Annotated in this window: 17 protein-coding genes; 6 read left to right on the top strand and 11 right to left on the bottom strand. The window is 71.6% G+C overall.

Annotated features, from left to right (window positions below):
* Window positions 1-12: 12 nt before the first annotated feature.
* Window positions 13-2,031 carry a helicase HerA-like domain-containing protein gene (locus EDF51_RS11910; RefSeq protein ID WP_134194987.1) on the bottom strand — a complete coding sequence of 673 codons (2,019 nt, stop codon included), beginning with the start codon at window positions 2,029-2,031 and terminating at the stop codon, window positions 13-15.
* Window positions 2,032-2,095: 64 nt separating this feature from the next.
* A complete protein-coding gene (locus EDF51_RS11905; protein WP_134194986.1) occupies window positions 2,096-3,352 on the bottom strand; it encodes a multidrug effflux MFS transporter in 1,257 nt (418 codons plus the stop codon).
* Between the two features lie 225 nt (window positions 3,353-3,577).
* Between EDF51_RS11905 and EDF51_RS11900 the strand changes: the two genes are divergently transcribed.
* Entirely contained in the window at window positions 3,578-4,159 is a 582-nt protein-coding gene (locus tag EDF51_RS11900) for a TetR/AcrR family transcriptional regulator (protein WP_159573139.1), read from the top strand.
* Window positions 4,160-4,215: 56 nt separating this feature from the next.
* On the opposite strand, the gene EDF51_RS11895 is transcribed toward EDF51_RS11900, so the two are convergent.
* From EDF51_RS11895 to EDF51_RS11875, 5 genes are all read right to left on the bottom strand, one after another.
* The gene (locus EDF51_RS11895) at window positions 4,216-4,788 is read right to left on the bottom strand and encodes a substrate-binding domain-containing protein (protein ID WP_165932355.1); all 573 of its coding nucleotides are present in this window, start codon (window positions 4,786-4,788) and stop codon (window positions 4,216-4,218) included.
* A gap of 31 nt (window positions 4,789-4,819) precedes the next feature.
* Window positions 4,820-6,226, bottom strand: coding sequence for an MFS transporter (locus EDF51_RS11890; protein WP_131879263.1), 1,407 nt, complete (start codon window positions 6,224-6,226; stop codon window positions 4,820-4,822).
* A 90-nt stretch (window positions 6,227-6,316) separates the two neighbouring features.
* Entirely contained in the window at window positions 6,317-7,462 is a 1,146-nt protein-coding gene (locus EDF51_RS11885) for a cystathionine gamma-synthase (RefSeq protein ID WP_131879265.1), read from the bottom strand.
* 14 nt (window positions 7,463-7,476) lie between these two features.
* Window positions 7,477-8,841 (bottom strand): cystathionine beta-synthase, encoded by a 1,365-nt coding sequence (locus EDF51_RS11880; protein ID WP_131879267.1) that lies wholly within the window; start codon window positions 8,839-8,841, stop codon window positions 7,477-7,479.
* A 181-nt stretch (window positions 8,842-9,022) separates the two neighbouring features.
* Window positions 9,023-10,915 carry an ABC transporter ATP-binding protein gene (locus EDF51_RS11875; RefSeq protein WP_243698063.1) on the bottom strand — a complete coding sequence of 631 codons (1,893 nt, stop codon included), beginning with the start codon at window positions 10,913-10,915 and terminating at the stop codon, window positions 9,023-9,025.
* A 141-nt stretch (window positions 10,916-11,056) separates the two neighbouring features.
* On the opposite strand from EDF51_RS11875, the gene EDF51_RS11870 reads away from it, so the two are divergent.
* Together EDF51_RS11870 and EDF51_RS11865 are read left to right on the top strand one after the other, a co-directional pair.
* Window positions 11,057-12,481 (top strand): amino acid permease, encoded by a 1,425-nt coding sequence (locus EDF51_RS11870; protein WP_123338869.1) that lies wholly within the window; start codon window positions 11,057-11,059, stop codon window positions 12,479-12,481.
* 186 nt (window positions 12,482-12,667) lie between these two features.
* The gene (locus tag EDF51_RS11865) at window positions 12,668-13,594 is read left to right on the top strand and encodes a hypothetical protein (RefSeq protein WP_131879269.1); all 927 of its coding nucleotides are present in this window, start codon (window positions 12,668-12,670) and stop codon (window positions 13,592-13,594) included.
* 135 nt (window positions 13,595-13,729) lie between these two features.
* Here EDF51_RS11865 and rplL read toward each other — a convergent pair whose 3' ends face one another.
* The 4 genes from rplL to EDF51_RS11845 form a co-directional block, all read right to left on the bottom strand.
* Window positions 13,730-14,110, bottom strand: a complete 381-nt coding sequence (rplL, locus tag EDF51_RS11860) for a 50S ribosomal protein L7/L12 (RefSeq protein ID WP_123938632.1) — start codon at window positions 14,108-14,110, stop codon at window positions 13,730-13,732.
* Between the two features lie 51 nt (window positions 14,111-14,161).
* Window positions 14,162-14,677: a 50S ribosomal protein L10 gene (gene rplJ, locus EDF51_RS11855; RefSeq protein WP_123292121.1), complete on the bottom strand. Its 516-nt coding sequence runs from the start codon at window positions 14,675-14,677 to the stop codon at window positions 14,162-14,164.
* A 266-nt stretch (window positions 14,678-14,943) separates the two neighbouring features.
* Window positions 14,944-16,464: a HAMP domain-containing sensor histidine kinase gene (locus EDF51_RS11850; protein WP_133938462.1), complete on the bottom strand. Its 1,521-nt coding sequence runs from the start codon at window positions 16,462-16,464 to the stop codon at window positions 14,944-14,946.
* On the bottom strand, window positions 16,461-17,195 hold the full coding sequence (locus EDF51_RS11845) for a response regulator transcription factor (protein ID WP_197068690.1): 735 nt from the start codon (window positions 17,193-17,195) through the stop codon (window positions 16,461-16,463). The genes EDF51_RS11850 and EDF51_RS11845 overlap by 4 nt, the downstream gene beginning before the upstream one ends.
* A 110-nt stretch (window positions 17,196-17,305) precedes the next feature.
* On the opposite strand from EDF51_RS11845, the gene EDF51_RS11840 reads away from it, so the two are divergent.
* From EDF51_RS11840 to EDF51_RS11830, 3 genes are read left to right on the top strand one after another with little or no spacing between them, the layout of a single operon-like run.
* Entirely contained in the window at window positions 17,306-18,343 is a 1,038-nt protein-coding gene (locus EDF51_RS11840) for an acyl-CoA dehydrogenase family protein (RefSeq protein ID WP_133938464.1), read from the top strand.
* Entirely contained in the window at window positions 18,340-19,695 is a 1,356-nt protein-coding gene (locus tag EDF51_RS11835; protein WP_166673254.1) for a bifunctional PIG-L family deacetylase/class I SAM-dependent methyltransferase, read from the top strand. The genes EDF51_RS11840 and EDF51_RS11835 overlap by 4 nt, the downstream gene beginning before the upstream one ends.
* Entirely contained in the window at window positions 19,692-20,402 is a 711-nt protein-coding gene (locus EDF51_RS11830; RefSeq protein WP_165918794.1) for a glycosyltransferase, read from the top strand. Before EDF51_RS11835 ends, EDF51_RS11830 begins: the two co-directional genes overlap by 4 nt.
* The last annotated feature ends 3 nt before the right edge of the window (window positions 20,403-20,405 follow it).

The following is a 20,405-nucleotide window of genomic DNA, read 5'->3' as shown; positions in this document are numbered from 1 at the left end:
AGCCGCTGGACGTCACCGACGTCGGCGCAGCGTCGAGAAGATCCCCTGCACGACCTCCTTCGCGATCGTGCCGCCGAGCCGTGACCCGAGCAGGTCCGACAGCGGGTCGTCCGCCTTCCGTGAGGTCGTCGTCCGCGTGCTCCGCCCCGACCGGCCCGAACGCCGCGACGCCGCAGCCCGCTCGGCCTTCTCGAACTCGCGCTGCGTCCGCTCGTACTCCTTCTGCGCAGCAGCCCGCTCGCGTTCCTCCTGCTTGGCCTGCGCCGCGGTTTCCTTGGCCGCGGTCGCCGCAGCACGCGCGGCTTCCTTCTCGGCCTCGGCCGCCGCGATGGCTGCGTCCTTCTGCGCGTCCGCCGCCGCGGCCTCGGCAGCAGCTGCCTCCATCCGGCGCGCGAGCATCTCGTGCGCCGAGTCCGGATCCACCCGGGTGCCGTACGTCGCGAGCAACGGCGATGCCTGCACCCGCGACAGCATCTCGGCGGCGGGCATCGGGTCCATCGACCCCTGCGGCGCGCGCAACCGGGTCCACGCGACCGGCGTCGGCGCACCCTTCTCGTTCATGACGGTGACGATCGCCTCGCCGGTCGCCAGCGAGGTCAGCACCTCGCCCAGGTCGTAGTCGCTCGACGGGTAGGTCGACACCGTCGCCCGGAGCGCCTTCGCGTCGTCGGGGGTGTGCGCCCGCAGCTGGTGCTGGATGCGCGACCCGAGCTGCGCCAGGACGTCGTTCGGCACGTCCTTCGGGGTCTGGGTCACGAAGAAGATCCCGACGCCCTTCGACCGGATCAACCGCACGGTCCGCACGATCTGGTCCGTGAAGTCCTTCGACGCCCCGCTGAACAGCAGGTGCGCCTCGTCGAAGAAGAACACCAGCTTGGGTTTGTCCTGGTCGCCCACCTCTGGCAGTTCGTTGAACAGGTCGGCCAAGAGCCACATCAGGAACGTCGAGAAGACCTCGGGCTGGTCCTGCACGCCCGGGACCTCGAGCAGGCTCACGATCCCCCGGCCGTCCGCCGCCGTGCGCAGGAACACCTGCGTGTCGATCTCGGGCTCGCCGAAGAACTGGTCGGCACCCTTGTCGGCGAACGTGATGAGCTCGCGCAGGATCACCCCGGCGGTCTGCTTCGACAGACCACCGAGCTCGGCGAGCTCGCCCTTGCCCTGGTCGCCCACCAGGAACGTCAGCACGCTCCGCAGGTCGGCCAGGTCGACGAGCGGCAACCCGGCCTGCTCGGCGTAGTGGAACACCAGTCCGAGCGAGGACTCCTGGGTGTCGTTCAGGCCGAGCACCTTCGACAGCAGCAACGGCCCGAACCCGGACACCGTCGCGCGGATCGGCACGCCCGCGCCCTGACCACCGAGCGAGAAGAGCTCCGCCTGGCTCGCGACGCCCTGCCACTGCTGGCCGATGCCCGCGGTGCGCGCGAGCAGCTTCTCGTTCCCCTGCCCGACCACCGCGAGCCCGGACAAGTCGCCCTTGATGTCGGCCGCGAAGACCGGCACGCCGTTCGCCGCGATCTGTTCGGCGAGGACCTGCAGCGTGCGGGTCTTGCCGGTACCGGTCGCGCCGGCGACCAGCCCGTGCCGGTTCAGCATGCCGAGCGGGATGCGGACCTGGACGTCGGGCTGCGCCTCGCCGTTCACCAGCGCACCGAGTTCGAGCGCCTGCCCCTCGACGGTGTAGCCGGTGCGGATCGCGGCGACGGCGTCCGGCCCGAGCGGGGCTGCGCCACTGCCGGGAGGCGCGGTGCCGGCCGCCGGGGCGTCCGCCGGTACCGGGACGGCCGCGTCGGGAGCCGCCGTCGCGTCGTCCGGGACGGCTGCGGTGGGTCCTGCGGTGGTGGGCTCTGGAGCCGGTGGGGTGGCGGAGGCGGGCTCCGCGTCGGGGGCGAGCCGGGCCTCCTGTCCGGCGAGTGCGGCGGCGAGCTCCTCGGCCCGCTGCACGGCTTCGTCGGCCAGCCGGCGTGCCTCGTCCGCTGCCTGCCTGGCGGCCTCGGCCGCTGCCCGTGCCTGCTCCACCGCGTCGCTCATGGGCACAGCCTATGGACGCGCGGGGGCCGCTGTCCGGCTGATCCGGGCAGCTGTGGAGAACGCGTCAGTGCGTGAGCTCGGGGACCGTCCGGGGCCGCACCACGAACCACAGGATCAGGATGGCCATCACCGAGGTCGAGGCCATCACGATCGCCATCGGGGTCGCGGTGGTGATGCCGAGCCAACCGACGATCGGCGAGATCAGGCCGGCGACACCGAAGTTCAGGGCGCCGAGCAGCGACGCCGCCGTCCCGGCCTCCTTGCCGTGCGCGGCCAGGCCGATGACCTGGACGAGGGGGAACGAGAACCCGCACGCCGCGATGAAGAACCACAGGGGCACGAGCACGCCCACGAGTCCCGCACCGAGCTGGTCGAGCACGATGATCGCGATCGACGCCAGGAACAGGGTCGCCGTCGAGCACGCCAGGATCCACTGCGGCCCGACGCGCTGCGCCAACCGCGCGGAGATCTGCACACCGAGGACGACGCCCACCGAGTTCACCGCGAAGAGCAGTCCGTACTGCTGGGCGTCGAGTCCGTAGACGCCCTGGAACAGGAACGGCGACGAGCTGAGGTACGAGAACAACCCGCTGAACACCATCGCCCCGATGAGCGCGACCCCCACGAAGATCCGGTCGGAGAACAGCGCCTTGTACCGCTGACCGATCGTGGAGTGGCCGGCCTCGCGGCGACGGGCCGGGGGCAGGGTCTCGACGATGAGCAGGATCGACGCGATCACCACGGCCAGGCCGTAGCAGGCGAGGAACACGAAGATGCCGTGCCAGCTGGTGAACTGGAGCATCTGCGAGCCGATGAGCGGCGCGAGGATCGGCGCCAGCCCGTTCACCATCGCCAGGCGGGACAGCATCCGGACGAGCGGCTTGCCGCCGAACAGGTCGCGGACGGTGGCCATCGCGACGACACCGCCGGCGGCCGCGCCCATGCCCTGGAGCACGCGGAACACCGCGAGGAGCTCGATGTCAGGAGCGGTCGCCGCGCCGATCGACGCGGCGATGTGCACGGTCGTCGCGATGATGAGCGGCAGCCGGCGGCCGACCTTGTCGCTCCACGGGCCGACGAGCAGCTGCCCGAACGCGAACCCGAGCGTCGTCGCCGTGAGCGTCAGCTGCACGGCGCCGTCGGTGACGCCGAACTGTTCCTTGATGGCCGGGAACGCCGGCAGGTACAGGTCGATCGTGAACGGCCCGAGCGCCGTCAGGGCGCCCAGGACGAAGACGTAGACGAGTCGCTGCCCACGGGAGAGTGAGTCTCCGGGGTGCAGGACGACCCGGAGCGAACCGGTGGTGGCGGGCGCGGTCACGAGCAGGAGTCCTTCGGCGGTGAGGGGCGGGGAGGTGATCGCGGCGTCGATCGAATCGATTCGTCCGCGGAACCATCCTACGGGCCGCAGGAGCGCTCCCGACGCCGTCGGCTCGGATTGCCCGCGTGTTGCCACCCGCCGTCCGCGTGCCGATCCCGTGCCATGCGGTACCGTCGGACTGCTCGGGGGCCTCCGGGTGAACCGGATCAGAAGGGGGTGGGCGTCATGGTGGATGCCCGGATCCTGCACACGACCGCCGCCCTGCGCGAAGCGATCCTGCGACTGGCGGCCGACCGCCCCGTCTCCGAGATCACCGTCGCGGACGTCACCCGTGCCGCCGGCATCAACCGCGCGACGTTCTACTCGCACGCGGTCTCCCCCGGATCGCTGCTCGCCGACGTGCTGACGCCGGAGCTCGACCGCATCCGGCAGGACGACGCCGACGACCGACGGGCCGCAGCCGCCCGCGGAGCCGACGCGGCCGAGCTCGCGACCATCACACGGCGGGGCATCAACGCGGTCGTCGAGCACGTGACCACCCACCGCGACATCTACGCCAAGGCACTGCCGGACCCGAACGACGCGTCACTGCACCGGCTGCTCGTGGGCCACTTCACCGAGTCGAGTGCCCTGCACATCCGCGAACTCGACGCCGACCGCCGCCCGGAGCTCCTCGACGACGTGGCCGCCGGCTACGTCGCGCAGGGCTTCGTCGGAGCGATCGAGGCGTGGCTCGCCGGACCCCGACGGTCGCGGAAGGCGCTGGTCGAGACGATCACGCTGTCGTTCCCGGCCTGGTGGAGCTGAGCTGAGCCGCCTGGTGGCACGGCGCTGACCGGCCTGGTGGCGCGGCTCGCCTCGGCTCACTCGGCGTCGGTCGAGTCGCCGTCGCTCGGTTCGGTCTCCGGCTTCTCGCCGCGCTGCAACGACTGCACGACCTCGACCGCGGTGGCCGCCAGGTCCGCGTCGTCCGCCGCTGCGGGCACCCGGTAGTCGGCCGACACACCGTCGCCGCCGGTACCGCTCGCCGGCAGCGGATCGCCCAGGGACACCACCACGACACCGGCGTCGTGCGCGGTCTGGATCACCCCGGTGAGCGCGGACGGCCGAGCCGCGTGCACGAGCAGGGCCTTGGCGCCCTTGCGGACGAGCTGGGCGACCGCGGTCCGCTGGGACGCCGCCGCACCGGACGCGGGTGCGACCCGGACGTCGGGACGGAACCCGGCATCGGACAGGCCGGTCCGCAGGTCCTCGCCCAGGGCCGCGTCGTCGTCGACCAGCACGACGCCGATGACGGCCTGCTTGTCGAACCCGCCGTCGGAGCTGGTCAGGTCCGTGCTCTGCACCGGCGTGGGCGCAGCGGACGTCGTGCCCTGGCAGCCGGCCAACGCGAGGGCGGCCGTCAGGATGACGGCTGCAGCGACGATGCGCACCACGGGTGTCTCCTCTTCGGTCCGGTCTGCCACGCTACCCGGCTGCGCGGTCCGACGACGCCGACGACACCGGCGCGGGGACGGGGACGGGTCCGAGCCGCCGGACCGCGGCGATCGCCAGTGCGGCGAAGCAGATCATCGCCGCGAAGACCAGCGGGAAGGACACCGTGCCCTCGGCGCCGCCGGTCGCGGTGAACAGCAGCCCGGTGACCGCCAGGCCGATGACGCTGCCCGCGGCGTCGGCGATGGTGAGCGCCGAGCTCGCGAAGCCGTCGTCGCCCTCGCCCGAGAACCGCAGGGTGAGCATCGACGTCCGCGGGTAGATCGCCCCCATGCCCGCGCCGCCGACGAACCAGCCGGCGACGAGCACCCACCACGGCAGGTCGAGCGTCGCCACCGCGAAGGCCGCCAGCAGGCTCACCAGGACGAGCACGAGTCCGACACCGAAGGTCCGACGTGCGGTCAAGCGCTGCTCCCCCAGCCGACCGTGCGCCCAACTCGACGCCGCCCAGCTGAGCGCGGCGACGGTCAGCGCGAGCCCCGCAGCCGAAGCGGACAGGCCGTGCTTCGCCTGCAGCAGGAACGGCACGTACGCCTCGCTGCCGAAGAACGACGCCGCCACGAGCCCGCGCAGCAGCACCACCGAGGGCAGGCCCGCGGCGGCGCGGAAGGTGCCGGTCGGCAGCAGCGGGCGCAGCGCGAACCACGTCCCGACCAGGCCGACCACGACCGCGGCCACCATCCCCCGCGGGGTCAGGTCCGGCGCGACGTTCAGCAGCAGGATCGACACGGCCGCGGCGACCGACCACCCGATCCGGATCCGCTGCCACGGCGGTCGCAGCTCGACCGCCGGTGCCTGCAGCCGCCCAAGCGTCGGCACGAGCACGGTGAACGCACCCACGGCGATCACGAGCGCCCCCGCGAAGACCCAGTGCCAGTTCCAGGTGTCGGTGACGATGCCGGCGATCGCCGGGCCGATGAGCGCCGGGACCACCCACGCGGCCGCGAACCCGGCGAACACCGGTCCGTGCAGCTCGGCGGGGAAGATCCGGGCGACGAGCACGTACAGCACGACGTCGATCGAGCCGGCACCGAAGCCCTCGACCAGTCGACCGACGAGGAAGACCTCCATCGTCGGCGCGAGCATGACCACGGCGGTCCCGACGGCGAACAGCAGCGCGGAGACCCAGGCGACGATCCGGCCGCCCGCGCGGTCGGTCCAGTTGCCGGCGAGCACCATGCCGGGCACCCCGGCCGCGAGCGGTGCCGCGAAGGCCAGGGCGTACAGGGCCTCGCCGTCCAGGTCGCGACTGATCACCGGCATGATCGTCGTCATCGCCAGGTTCTGGAACGCCGCGACGCCCACGATGGCGACCATGCCGATCGTCGCGAGGGCGTACCGCCCGCTCAGCAGGCCCGTCCTCGTCGCCGTGGTGCTCACCCGCTCATCGTAGGGGCGAGGGGCGACACCGCCGACGTCGCGGGGCGCGGACCACGCGCGATGCGCGTCAGCGCGTGCTGCAGGTCCGCGTCAGCGCGTCAGCGCCTGCTGCAGGTCCGCGATCAGGTCGCCCGCGTCCTCGATGCCGACGGACAGGCGCACCACGTTCTCGGGCACCGCGAGCTCCGTGCCCTTCACCGAGGCGTGCGTCATCTCGCTCGGGTACCCGATGAGCGACTCCACTCCCCCGAGCGACTCGGCCAGCGCGAACAGCTCCGTGGACTCCGCGAAGCGCCGGGCAGCGTCCGGGCCGCCGGACAGTGCGACGGACAGCATCCCGCCGAACCCGCGCATCTGGCGGGCGGCGATGTCGTGCCCCGGGTGGTCGGCGAGCCCCGGGTAGTAGACGCGCTCGATGCCCGGCGCTGCGACGAGCCCCTCGGCGACGGCCTGCGCGTTCGTGGAGTGCCGCTCCATCCGGACCGCCAGGGTCTTGATGCCGCGGGTGGTCAGGAAGGCGTCGAACGGCGACGAGATCGCACCGGCGCCGAACTGCAGGAACTGCACCTTCGCCGCGAGCTCCTGGTCGGCGAGTACGACGGCCCCACCGACGACGTCGGAGTGGCCACCCAGGTACTTCGTCGTCGAGTACACGACGACGTCGGCACCGAGCGACAGCGGCTGCTGCAGGTACGGCGACGCGAAGGTGTTGTCCACGACGACGAGTGCACCGGCCTCGTGCCCGAGGGTCGCGAGTCCGGCGATGTCGGCGATCTTCATGAGCGGGTTGGTCGGCGTCTCGACCCAGAGCACGGTGTCCTCGGGGGCGCCCTGCAGCGCGGCCCGGACCTGGTCGAGCTCGCTCATGTCGACGACGACGAGCTCGACGCCCCACGGCACGTGCAGTCGGCTGACCAGACGGTGGGTCCCGCCGTACACGTCGTTCCCCATCACGACGCGGGCCCCGGGACGGAGCGCCGCCCGGAGCAGGGCGTCCTCGGCGGCGAGACCGGAAGCGAAGGAGTACGCGGCCACGCCGCCGTCCAGGTCGGCGAGCAGCGTCTGCAGGGAGTCGCGCGTCGGGTTGCCGGCACGGGAGTACTCGTAGCCGTTCCGCATCCCGCCGATGCCGTCCTGCACGTAGGTGGACGTCAGGTGGATCGGCGGGATGACGGCGCCGGTGGGGCCGTCGGGCTCCTGGCCGGCGTGGACGGCGCGGGTGCTGAACTCGGTCATGCTGGCTGCGTTCCTTACTCGGAGAGGTAGGTCAGGAGGTCGTGGCGGGTCAGGACCGTGACCGGCTTGCCGTCCTCGACGACGAGCAGGGCGTCCACCGTCTCGAGGGCTCGACGCGCTGCGGACACGGACTCGCCCACGCCGATCAACGGGAGCGACTCGCCCACGAAACCGGTCAGGGCGTCCGTCATCTTCGCGGCACCGGTGAAGACCTGTTCGAGCAGGTCCTTCTCGGCGACGGCGCCGATGACCTCGCCGATGACGACCGGCGGTTCCGCGCTGAGCACGGGCATCTGGGACACCCCGTACTTGGTCATGATGTCGACGACCTCGCGCACGGTGTCCGCCGGGTGCGCGTGCACCAGGTCGGGCAGACGTCCGTCCTTGCCGGCGATGAGCGAGCCGACGGTGCGCGCCTCGTCGGTCTCGGCGAAGCCGTACGAGCGCATCCACCGGTCGTTGAAGATCTTGCCGAGGTAGCCGCGACCGCCGTCGGGCAGCAGCACCACGACGACGTCGTCCTCGGTCAGGTCGCGGGCGGCCCGCATCGCGGCGACGACCGCCATCCCGCTGGACCCGCCCACGAGCAGGCCCTCTTCCCGCGCCAGGCGGCGGGTCATCGCGAACGAGTCGGCGTCCGACACCGCGATGATCTCGTCCGGCACCTCGGGGTCGTACGCGGTCGGCCAGAAGTCCTCGCCCACACCCTCGACCAGGTACGGCCGGCCGGTGCCGCCGGAGTAGACCGAGCCCTCGGGGTCGGCCCCCACGATGCGGACACGGCCGTCGGACGCCTCCTTCAGGAAGCGCCCGGTGCCCGAGATGGTGCCACCCGTCCCGACGCCCGCGACGAAGTGGGTGATCTGCTGCTCGGTGTCGCGCCAGATCTCCGGACCGGTGGTCTCGTAGTGGCTGCGGGGGCCGTTCGGGTTCGCGTACTGGTTCGGCTTGTAGGCGCCGGGGATCTCGCGGACGAGCCGGTCGGACACCGAGTAGTACGACTCCGGGTGCTCGGGCGCCACTGCCGTCGGTGTGACGACGATCTCGGCGCCGTACGCCGTCAGGACGTTGCGCTTGTCCTCGCCGACCTTGTCCGGCAGCACGAACACGCACCGGTAGCCGCGCTGCTGAGCGACGAGCGCCAGCCCGACCCCGGTGTTGCCCGAGGTGGGTTCGACGATCGTCCCGCCGGGTCGCAGGTCACCGGAGGCCTCGGCAGCATCGATGATGCGCGTGGCGATGCGGTCCTTCGACGATCCGCCGGGGTTCAGGTACTCGACCTTCACCAGGACGGTCGCGCGCACCCCCTCGGTGACGCGGTTGAGCTTGACGAGCGGGGTGTCGCCGACGAGGTCGACCACGGAGTTCGCGTAACGCACGGGGCCGAGTCTAGGACGCCGACACCGCGTTCTGCTGGGTCGTGACGTGCGCCTCGCCCTGGTCGTGCCCCGTGTCGGACGGGAGGCCCGTGGCGGGGCCGCCACGGGCCTCCCGTCCGGTCTGGGGGCGCGTGTCCGATCGGCGCGCCCGCCCGCAGGTCGGTGGCCGTGATCGGCGGGGTCAGCGGCCGACGGCGTCCGCCGGGGCGTTCTGCTGCCGGTGCAGGAGCGCGTAGGTGCCGTCGAGCGCGAGGAGTTCGTCGTGCGTGCCCTGCTCGACGATCCGCCCGTGGTCGAGCACGAAGATGACGTCGGCGTCCCGGATCGTCGACAGCCGGTGCGCGATCGAGATGGTGGTGCGCCCCGCGGCGGCGGTGTCGAGCGCGGTCTGCACCACGCGCTCCGAGATCGAGTCGAGCGCGCTCGTGGCCTCGTCGAGCACGAGCACGGGAGGGTCCTTCAGGAGCACCCGCGCGATCGCGATCCGCTGCTTCTCGCCGCCGGACAGTCGGTACCCGCGTTCCCCCACGACCGTGTCGTAGCCGTCCGGGAACGAGGCGATCGTGTCGTGGATGTTCGCCGCGCGTGCCGCCCGTTCGACCTCGTCGTCGGTCGCGTCCGGCTTGGCGTAGCGCAGGTTGTCGCCGATCGTCGCGTGGAACAGGTACGTCTCCTGGCTGACGATCCCCACGTGGCGCATGAGGTCCTCGTGCACGAGGTCGCGGACGTCCTGTCCGGCGAACCGCACGGAACCCTCGGTCGCCTCGTACAACCGTGGCACCAGGTACGACACGGTGGTCTTGCCCGCGCCCGATGGACCGACGAAGGCGGCGAACTGCCCGGGTCGGAGGTCGAACGAGACCCCGCGGAGCGTCGGCTTGTCGGCCTCGCCGTCCGGGTACGTGAACGTCACGTCGTCGAACGCGACGTGACCGACCATGGTGTCGTCGACGGGCTTCGCCGTGGGCGAGTCGGTGATCGCGGGCTTCAGGTCGAAGTACTCGAAGATCCGAGCGAACAGCGCTCCGGAGGTCTGCAGGTCGAGCACCACCCGGAGCAGGCCGACCGTCGGGAACAGCAAGCGCGACTGCACCGTCGTGAACGCGACGATGGTGCCGGCGGTGATCGGGACGTCGCCGATGATCAGCCAGGCCGCGACGAGGTAGATGATCGCCGGGATGATCGACAGGAAGATCTGCACGATCGCGAAGAACCACTGCCCGGACATCTGCTGGCGGACCTGCAACTGGATCTGGTTGCGGTTCTCGTCCCCGTAGCGGCGGGTCTCACTGCGCTGCTGGTTGAAGCTCTTGGCCAGCAGGATGCCGGAGACGCTCAGTGCCTCTTGCGTGATCGCCGTCATGTCGGACAGCGACTCCTGCGTCTGCCCGGCGATGCGGGCACGGACCTGCCCGACCCGACGCTGCGCGATGACGAGCAACGGCAGCAGCACGACCGCGACCAGGGTCATCTGCCAGCTCAGCAGCAGCATGGCGACGATGGCGGCGATGACCGTGACGGTGTTGCCGAGCACCGACGAGATCGTGTTGTTCAGCACGCTCGCGACGCCGCCGACGTCGTTCTGCAGGCGGGACTGGATGACCCCGGTCTTCGTGCGGGTGAAGAACGCGAGTTCCATGCGCTGCAGGTGCCCGAACAGGCGCATCCGCATGGCACCCATGACCTTGTTGCCGACCGTCGCCGTCAGGTAGGTCTGCCAGACGCCCACCCCGGCGCTCGCGATCCAGAGGAACACCATCGCCGACACGAGCTCGACCAGCACCGGGACGTCGGGGCTGCCGGAGGGTGGGAACAGGCCCCGGTCGAACGCCTGCTGCGTCAACAGCGGCGGGATCACCGAGATCGCAGCACCGACCAGCACGAGGACGACCGTCAGGACGATCGACCGCCGGTGCGGGACGAACAGCCCGGCGATCCGCTTCACCAGGTGCGGGATCTTCGGCGCTTCGGCGTTGGCGGCCTTCTGCGCACGGAAGTCACCGCTGGAGATCCGGCCGCCGCCGCGCGGACCACCGCCACCGCCGCCCCCGCGCATCCCGCCGCCCATGCTCATGCAGCAACCGTATCCCCGCGGTCGGACATCGGCGCGCGCTCGACGACCGCCGTTCCGCAGTGCAGTCCGACGGCCGTATTTGACCCCGTTCAGGGGGCGTGCGAGCATGTGCCGTCCCCGCCCCCGCACCACCGAGGTCCCATGACGTCCGCGCCGTCCCGTCCCACGTCCCTCCGCCAGCAGCTCGCCCGCCGCAAGCCGATCGAGCAACTGCAGTCCGAGGCGGCCGTCGGCGTCAACGGCGAACCGCTCCGCCGGTCGCTCGGTGTCTGGCACCTGACGATGATCAGCGTCGGCGCGACCCTCGGGACCGGCATCCTCGTGGTGCTCGGCACGGCCGTGCCGCTCGCGGGTCCCGCCGTGTGGATCTCCTTCGTCGTCGCCGGGATCGCGGCCCTGCTCTCGGCACTGTCCTACGCCGAGATGGCCGGAGCCGTCCCGACCTCGGGGTCGAGCTACTCGTACACCTACGCCACGATGGGCGAGGGCATCGCGTGGGTCTGCGGATGGTGCCTCGTCCTCGAGTACGCCGTCTCGGTGGCCGCGGTCGCGGTCGGCGCGAGCGAGTACGTGGACGAGACCCTGCGCGTGTTCGGGTTGCACCTGCCGACGGCACTGTCCGCGCCTCCGGGCGACGGCGGCGTCGTGAACCTGCCGGCGGCCGTCCTGGTCCTGCTCGCCACCGTCGTCCTGATCCCTGGTGCCCGCGAGAGCGCCTGGGTGAACACCGTCATGGTCGTCGTGAAGATCGCACTGCTCGTGTTCTTCGTGGTCGTCGCCTTCACGGCCTTCCAGGCGCAGAACTTCGAGCCGCTGGCGCCGATGGGTGCCGCTGGGGTGACGGCCGCGGCGTCTAGGCTCTTCTTCTCGTACATCGGTTTCGACGCCGCCTCCACCGCCGGCGAAGAGGCGAAGAACCCGCGCCGCGACCTCCCCCGGGCGATCATCGGTTCGATCGCGCTCATCACGGCGCTGTACATCCTCGTCGCCATCGCCGCGATCGGTGCCCGTTCGTGGACGGACTTCTCGTCGTCCGAGGCCTCGCTCGTCCGCATCGTGGTCGACGTCACCGGACAGCCCCTCGTCGCGCTGGTGTTCTCGATCGGCGCGGTGATCGCGATCGCGAGCGTCGTGCTGACCGTGCTCTACGGTCAGACCCGGATCCTGCTCACCATGGCCCGCGACGGCCTGGTCCCGAAGGTCTTCGGTCGGGTCTCCCGGCGCACCGGCACCCCCATCGCGAACACGTTGATCATCGGCATCGCGGTCACGATCGTCGCCGCCCTGGTCCCGCTGGGCGAGCTCGCCGACGCCACCAGCATCGGCACCCTCGTCGCGTTCGCGCTCGTCAACGTGTCGGTCATCGTGCTCCGTCGCTCGCAGCCCGACCTCGAGCGCTCGTACCGCGTCCCGCTGTTCCCCGTCGTGCCGATCCTCGGCGCCCTGAGCTGCGTGCTCCTGGCGGTGTTCCTCGGCGCCACGACGTGGATCGCCTTCGGCATCTGGATGGTCGTCGGCGCCGTGCTCTACCTGGCCTACGGCCGCCGTCACAGCACCTTGCGCTGACCCGCGCCTCCCTCCGGCGACTTCGCGGGCCCAGCGACAGTTCACGCGCCCCACTGCCCGTGAGACGTCGCTGAGCCCGTGAACTCGATGCTGGCTCATTCCTCCACAGGGACGGCGCCGGGGCTCCAGGTCCACAGGTGTCCGACGGGCAGACACGGCACGGACCGCCTCGACGATCATCACGGCATGAACGAGAGCACCCACCGGCCACGCCTGCTCCGGGCGACAGCACTGGATCCGGCGAACGCAAGACTCCTGCAACGCAAGCATGCGTCGGGCACACTCGTCCGCCTGCTCGCTGGCGTGTACATCCCAGCGGACGAATGGGAGGCCCTCAGCCCTGTCGGCCAGCACCTCGCTCGCGCACGGGCGATCGCACCACGGCTCCGAGTCGGGTCGGTGTTCTCGCACGTCACCGCCGCATTGATGCACGGGTGGCCGCTGGTCGGGACCGCTCCAGATCGCGTCCACGTCATCGACCCGGCGGTCCCGTCGATCCAGCACCGAGCAGGTCTCGTCCGGCACCCCTGGCCAGGGCCGCCCCTGAACGACTCGGTCGCCTTCGACGGTGTGCCGGTCACCGCCGCACTCGACACCGCGCTCGCGCTCATCACCTCGAGTGCACCCCACACCGCAGCGGTCGCCGTCGATGCGGCAGTCCGGCAGGGAGCGATCGCTCGCGACGACCTCCGCCGGTCTGTCCCGATCCGTCCAGCGCGCGGATCCGTGCGTGCGGAGACCGTGCTCGCTGCGTTGGACGCTCGACACGAGTCGGTCGGCGAGTCGTTCGCCGCGATCCGGTTCGTCCAGCTCGGACTCCCGCCGTGCGAGCCACAGGCCGAGTTCCGACACCGAGACGGCACCGTCGACCGCGTCGACTTCTGGTTCCCGACGTTGGGCGTGATCGTCGAGTTCGACGGGCGACAGAAGTACGTCGACCCGTCCATGCTGCGGGGGCGCGATCCTGCGGACGTGCTCTGGGCTGAGAAACGACGTGAAGACCGGCTCCGTGCGCTCCCCATCGTCCGCGCCGTCATCCGCGTCACCTGGTGGCACCTGGTCGAGCCCGATCGCCTCCGCGCGCTCTTCCGCTCGCACGGCATCTCTTTCTGAGCAGTGCGACCTCACGCGCTGTGCGACACCTCACGCCACCGGCGACCCGCGAACTGTCGCTGAGCGCGAAAGGTCGCGCACGACGAAGGCCGCCACCCCGAGGGGCAGCGGCCTTCGTGAACCGAACGGTCGAGACTACGCGAGCTCGATCGTGGCGCCAGCGGCCTCGAGGGTCGCCTTCGCCTTCTCGGCGGTCTCCTTGTTCGCACCCTCGAGGATCTTGGCGTCGGCGGTCTCGACGAGCGCCTTGGCCTCACCGAGGCCGAGCGACGTCAGGCCACGGACCTCCTTGATGACCTGGATCTTCTTGTCACCAGCGGACTTGAGGATGACGTCGAACTCGGTCTTCTCCTCAGCGGCCTCGGCCGGGGCAGCGGCGGCCGGAGCGGCAGCAGCGGCCGGGGCAGCAGCGGTGACCTCGAAGACCTCTTCGAACTTCTTCACGAAGTCCGAGAGCTCGATGAGCGTGAGCTCCTTGAAGGCCTCGATGAGCTCGTCCTGCGAAAGCTTCGCCATGATTTTCTCCTACTACTCAGTAATACGTGTGGTTGTGGAACGCGAGCCTGATCAGGCCGCGGACTCCTGCTTCTCGCGAAGGGCGTCCACGGTGCGGACGGCCTGCGAGAGGGGGGCCTGGAACAGGTACGCAGCACCGAACAGCGAGGCCTTGAAGGCGCCGGCGAGCTTGCCGAGCAGAACTTCACGGGACTCGAGGTCGGCGAGCTTGTCCACCTCGGTCGCGGTGAGCGGGTTACCGTCGAAGTAACCGCCCTTCACTACGAGCTCGGGGTTCGCCTTGGCGAATGCACGCAGCGACTTCGCGACGGCGACGGTGTCACCGTGGACGAAGGCGAGAGCGGACGGACCGGCGAGTTCCTCGTCGAACGAGGAGATGCCGGCGTTGTTCGCCGCGATCTTGGTCAGCGTGTTCTTCACCACGGCGTACGTGGCGTGCTCACGGATCGAGTTGCGGAGCTCCTTGAGCTGCGCGACCGTGAGACCGCGGTACTCGGTGAGCAGAACGGCGTTCGAGCTACGGAAGGACTCCGTGAGCTCGGCGACCGCAGCTTCCTTGTTCGCCATGGTTCTCCTTGGGGGTTTCTTGCCGGTAGCCCCAGGTCCACGAACGAAAAAAGCTCCGGCGCAGAGGCTCGGAGCTGCTCTCACCAGATGGTGGGAGTGGTTCGGAACACCTGCGCGGGATGCCTCACGAGTGAGGACCTTCGGTCATGCTGCACGCAGCACGACATCCGGCGGTCTTTGGCTTCGAGAACAGTAGCAGATGCCGTGGACGAGACCAAACGGCGGACGGGAGGCGCGGTGCGGGCCCGCCCCGCACCTCCCCAGCGTCAGTGGGTCGCGTCCACCGCAGCGGGCGTCCCCGACCAGTCCGCGGACACCGCAGCAGCGGCCGACGCGGCCGACGCGGCCGACTCCGACTCCGACGCGGCCGACGGGTCCACCGGCAGGTGCACCGTGAACACGGTGTCGCCCGGCACGCTCGCCACCTCGACGCTGCCGCCGTGCGCCTGCACGACCGCGTCCACGATCGCGAGCCCGAGCCCGGTCGACCCCACGGTGCGCGACCGGGAGCTGTCGGCACGGGCGAACCGCTCGAACAGCTTCGGCAGGAACTCCGGGTCGATGCCCTGCCCGGTGTCCCGCACGGTCAGGTCGACACCGGGGCCCGACGGCGACGGCGCGAGGCCCACGGTGATGCGCGTGCCCTCAGGGGTGTGGGTCCTGGCGTTCGTGACGAGGTTCACGATGACCTGGTGCAGGCGCGCGGCGTCCCCCACAACCACGACGGGCGACGACGGCACGTCGATCTCGATGACGTGCTCGGGCGATGCGGCGTGGGCGTCGTTGACGGCGTCGAGCACGAGGCCGGTCAGGTCGACCTCGTCGAACTGGATCTCGCGCCCCTCGTCGAGGCGGGCGAGGAGCAGCAGGTCCTCGACCATCGACGTCATCCGGATCGACTCGGACTCGATACGGCTCATGGCGTAGACGACGTCCTTCGGCAGGTCACCGCCCATCCGACGGGTGAGCTCGGCGTACCCGCGCACCGAGGCGAGCGGCGTGCGGAGCTCGTGCGAGGCGTCCGCGACGAACTGCCGGACCTTCTGTTCGGACCGTTCCCGCGCCTGCATGGCGCCTGCGATGTGTCCGAGCATCCGGTTGAAGGCGCTGCCGACGCGGCCCACCTCGGTACGGGGGTCGGTGTCGGGCACGCGGACGCCGTCCAGGGCGTCACTGCGGTCGAGGGGCATCCGGGCCACGGTCGAGGCGGTCTCGGCGACGCGCTCGAGCGGGCGCAGCGAACGCCGGACCACGACGGCGGCGACGATCGACGCGGCGAGCAGGGCGGTGCCGACGACGATGACGACCACCCAGAACAGCGACCAGACGCTGGCGTAGACCGGGGCCATCGGCAGTCCGACGACCAGGACGGCGGGACCGACGGTCACGGCGGTGAGCCGGTAGCGCCCGATGTCCGAGCCGAGGTCGACCGTCTCCGGGTCGCCGCCCACGCGCACCTGGCCGAGGGCCGCGGCACTCGACTGCGTGATGGAGCTCGGTCGCCCGTAGTCGTCGAGGACGTTCGCGATGACGACCTGCCCGTCCACGAAGTAGGCGGTCAGGGTCCCCGCGGCCTGCCCCGACGGACGGGACAGGTCGATGCTCGGCTGCCCGCTCTGGTTCTGCTCGAGGTAGCGCTGCGCACGGTGGGTGGCGCTCGTGATCTGCTTGTCGATCGCACCCGTCTGGATGGACGAGAGCGCGATGATGCTCACCGCCCCGATCACCGCGCTGACGACGACGACGAGCGCGACGATGCTCAGGACGAGCCGACGCCGGAGGGTCACGAGGTGGGCTTGATGACGTACCCGACGCCGCGCACCGTGTGGATCATCGGGGTCTCACCGGCGTCGATCTTCTTGCGCAGGTAGGAGATGTAGATCTCGACGACCGAGGACTTGCCGCCGAAGTCGTACGACCACACGCGGTCCAGGATCTGCGCCTTCGACAGCACGCGACGAGGGTTGCGCATCAGGAAGCGGAGGAGCTCGAACTCGGTGGCGGTCAGCTCGATCGGCCGGCCGGCACGGTGCACCTCGTACGACTCCTCGTCGAGCACGAGGTCGCCGACGACGATGCGGGAGTCGCCGGCCTCGGAGATCGAGATCTGCGAGCGGCGGATGAGGCCTCGCAACCGGGCTACGACCTCTTCGAGGGAGAACGGCTTGGTGACGTAGTCGTCACCGCCGGCGGTGAGCCCGGTCACGCGGTCCTCGACCGAGTCCTTCGCGGTGAGGAACAGCACCGGGGTGTCGTCGTTGTTCTGCCGCAGCCGGCTGAGCACCTGCAGACCGTCGAGGTCCGGCATCATCACGTCGAGCACCATCGCGTCGGGCTTGAACTCCCGCGCCGTCGTCAGGGCGTCCTGCCCGCCGTTCGCGCTCTTGACGTCCCAGCCCTCGTAGCGGAGCGCCATGGACAACAGGTCGGTGAGGCTGGCTTCGTCGTCGACGACCAGGATGCGCAACGGGGTTCCGTCGGCACGCGTGAGGCGCGGGGCTGCTGCAGGCTGGGAGATGGTCACGTCTTCGAGTATCGAGGAATTCCTATGAGCTGTCTGTGGACCGCCCCTCCGCGCTCTGTGGATCGCTCCGAGTGCACTCGGCCGCTCCTTCGTAGGTTGGGGGGATGCTGCGATCCTCCGCTTGGCCACCGTCCGCCAGGCACGTCGACACCGCGGGGATCGAGGAGACGGCCGGGAGGCCCGGCTCGAGCCCGGCAGACCGTCTGACGGCCGCGCGCACGCTCGCCACCACCACCCCGCTCCTGTCCGCGGGGACCGCCGGCGGGTTCCTCGCCACGCTCGCCGCCGTCGCCGCGGGTGACGTCGCGACCGCGCGCACCGTCGAACCCCACCTCGACGCGCTCGGCATCCTGCAGCAGGCCGACGTGCCGGTCCCCGCTGATTCGACCTGGGGCGTCTTCGCCGCCGAGGGCCCGGGACTCCAACTCGAGGCCGCGCTCCAGGACGACGGCACGGCGCTCCTGACCGGCACGAAGCCGTGGTGCTCCCTCGCGTCGACGCTGTCGCACGCGCTGGTGACCGCGCACGCCGGCGACGACCGTGTCCTCGTCGCCGTGGACCTGCGCCAGGACGGCGTCACCGCGCACGACGATGCCTGGGTCGCCCGGGGCATGCCCGACGTGCCGAGCGGCCCGGTGGACTTCGACGGTGCCACGGCACGGCTCGTCGGCGCACCCGGCTGGTACCTGCAGCGACCGGGCTTCGCGTGGGGCGGCATCGGCGTCGCCGCATGCTGGTGGGGCGGTGCGGTGGGCCTCGGCAGGGTCCTGCGCGCGCTGGCCGCGGCCCACCCGGAGTCCGAACTGCTGCAGGCCGCGCTCGGTGCGACCGTGCTCGACCTCGCGGACGCCGAGGACGTCCTCGCCGACGCCGCCGCCCGGATCGACCGGTCCGAGGCCGCCGATGCTCCGGACGCCGACTGGCCGCTGCTCGCCCAGACGGTGCGCTCCCGGGTGCGCCGAGCGGTGGACGCCGTGCGCGAGCGGGTCGTCGCCACCGTCGGCCCGGCTCCCCTGACCTCGGACCCCGCGGTCGCGGCGCGGGTCGCCGACCTCGAGCTCTACGTGCTGCAGGACCACGGGGCCCGTGACCTCGCCCGGATCGGCCGCATCGTGACGGAGCGCGGCGGTGTCGCGTGGTGAGTTTCGACCACCGCGAGCCGGGCACCGATCCCGCGGTGTGGACGCCGTTCCTCGACACACGGTCGGCCGCACCCGTCGACCTGGACGGCATCGGCTCCGTGGTCGTCCTCGCGCCGCACCCCGACGACGAGACCCTCGGTGCCGGCGGGCTCATCGCGACCGCAGCCGACGCGGGACTCCCCACCCACGTCGTGCTCCTCACCCGCGGCGAGCGCTCGCACCCGGACTCCCCCACCACGACGGCGTCGGAGCTGGCCACCGTGCGCGACGACGAGTTCACCCGGGCCCTCGCCACGCTGCACCCCGGGGCGACGGCGTCGTCGGTCGGGATCTCCGACGGCGGGACGCGGGAGCACCGGGACGAGGTCACCGACGCCCTGCGGCGAGCGCTCGACGACGCCGTGCGACCGACGCTCGTGGTGGCGCCGTGGCGCGGGGACGGTCACCGGGACCACCGCATCGCGGGCGAGGTCGCCGAAGCGGTCACCGCCGAGGCCGCCGGGGTGTCGCTGCTGACGTACCCGATCTGGGCGTGGCACTGGGACGACCCGTCCGCGTCCGCACAGCCGTGGGACCGAGCCCGGGTCCTGCCGTTGGCCGACGCCGTCCGTGAGCGGAAACGCGCCGCCCTCGACGCCTACGCCTCGCAGGTCCGCCCGCTGTCCGGTGCCGCCGGGGACGAGGCGATCATCGACGACCGGCACGCCGCGCACCACCTGCGGTCGACCGAGTGGTTCTTCGTGCCGGAGCCGACGGCGTCGCGCTCGCGGGAGTCGTTCGACGCGCACTACGAGCGGAAGCCGGAGGGCTGGGACTTCGAGCGCTCCTGGTACGAACGCCGCAAGCGGGCGGTGACGCTCGCCGCGCTCCCCCGCGAGCGGTACCGGTCCGCGCTCGAGCTCGGCTGCGCCACGGGCGTCCTCACCGCAGCGCTCGCCGAACGGGCCGACGCCGTGCTCGGCACCGACATCTCGGCCGCACCGTTGGCCCGGGCTGCCGTCCGTGCGCCGGGGGCCCGGTTCGTGCAGGCCTCGTTGCCCGCCGAGTGGCCGGCGGGTCGGTGGGACCTCGTCGTGATGTCCGAGGTGGGCTACTACCTGTCCCCCGATGACCTCGACGAGACGATCGACCGGGTGCTGGCGTCGCTCGACGACGACGGCGTGCTGGTCGCCTGCCACTGGCGCCACCCCGACGACGAGGCGGTGTCGAGCGGTGACGCGGTGGACGCCCGGCTCGCGGAACGGTGGCCACGACCGGCGCTCGTCCGCCACGTCGAACCGGACTTCGTGCTGAGCGTCCTGCCCGGCCCCGGCGTCGTGTCGGTCGCACGGGCCGAGGGACTCGTCCGGTGACCGCGCCCTCCGGCGTCACGCGGATCGACGTCGTGCTGCCCGCCCACGACGAGGAAGACCGCATCGCCGCCTGCCTCGACGCCCTGCTCGCCGCCCGCGCCCGACTCGCCGAGGAGCACCCCGACGTGGCGGTCTCGGTGACGGTCGTGCTCGACGGCTGCACCGACGACACGGCGACCGTCGTCGAGCGCTTCCCCGTCGACGTCGTCGCGACCGCCCACGTCGGCGTCGGTCGGGCGCGCACCATCGGGGCCACGCACGCGCTCCGGCAGCATCCTGCCGACCCGGCGTCCCGCTGGCTCGCCCACACCGACGCGGACTCGCGGGTGCCGGAGGGCTGGCTGGTCCAACAGGCCGACGCCCTCCGCTCCGGGGCGCACGTGCTCGTCGGCGCCGTCGTCCCCGACCCGGACGACCTGGACCCGGTCGTGCTCGCCCGGTGGACGCAGGCGCACCCGCCCGGCGCCGCGCTCGGGCACGTGCACGGCGCGAACCTCGGCGTGCTGGCATCGGCGTACCTGGCGCTCGGCGGGTTCGACCCCGTCCCCGAGCACGAGGACGTCCGGCTCGTCGAGCGGGCGCACGCTATGGGGTTCCGCGTCGACGCGACGGTCGACCTGCCGGTGGTGACGAGCGGTCGGTTCGCCGGCCGGACGCCCGGCGGCTACGCGGAGCACCTGCGCCGGGAGTACGGCGACGCGAGCTGAGGG

The sequence above is a fragment of the Curtobacterium sp. PhB25 genome, assembly GCF_004365375.1.
Classification (GTDB): domain Bacteria; phylum Actinomycetota; class Actinomycetes; order Actinomycetales; family Microbacteriaceae; genus Curtobacterium.
The sequence above is the reverse complement of the archived record's forward strand: the minus strand, read 5'-3'. Positions and strand labels throughout refer to the sequence as shown.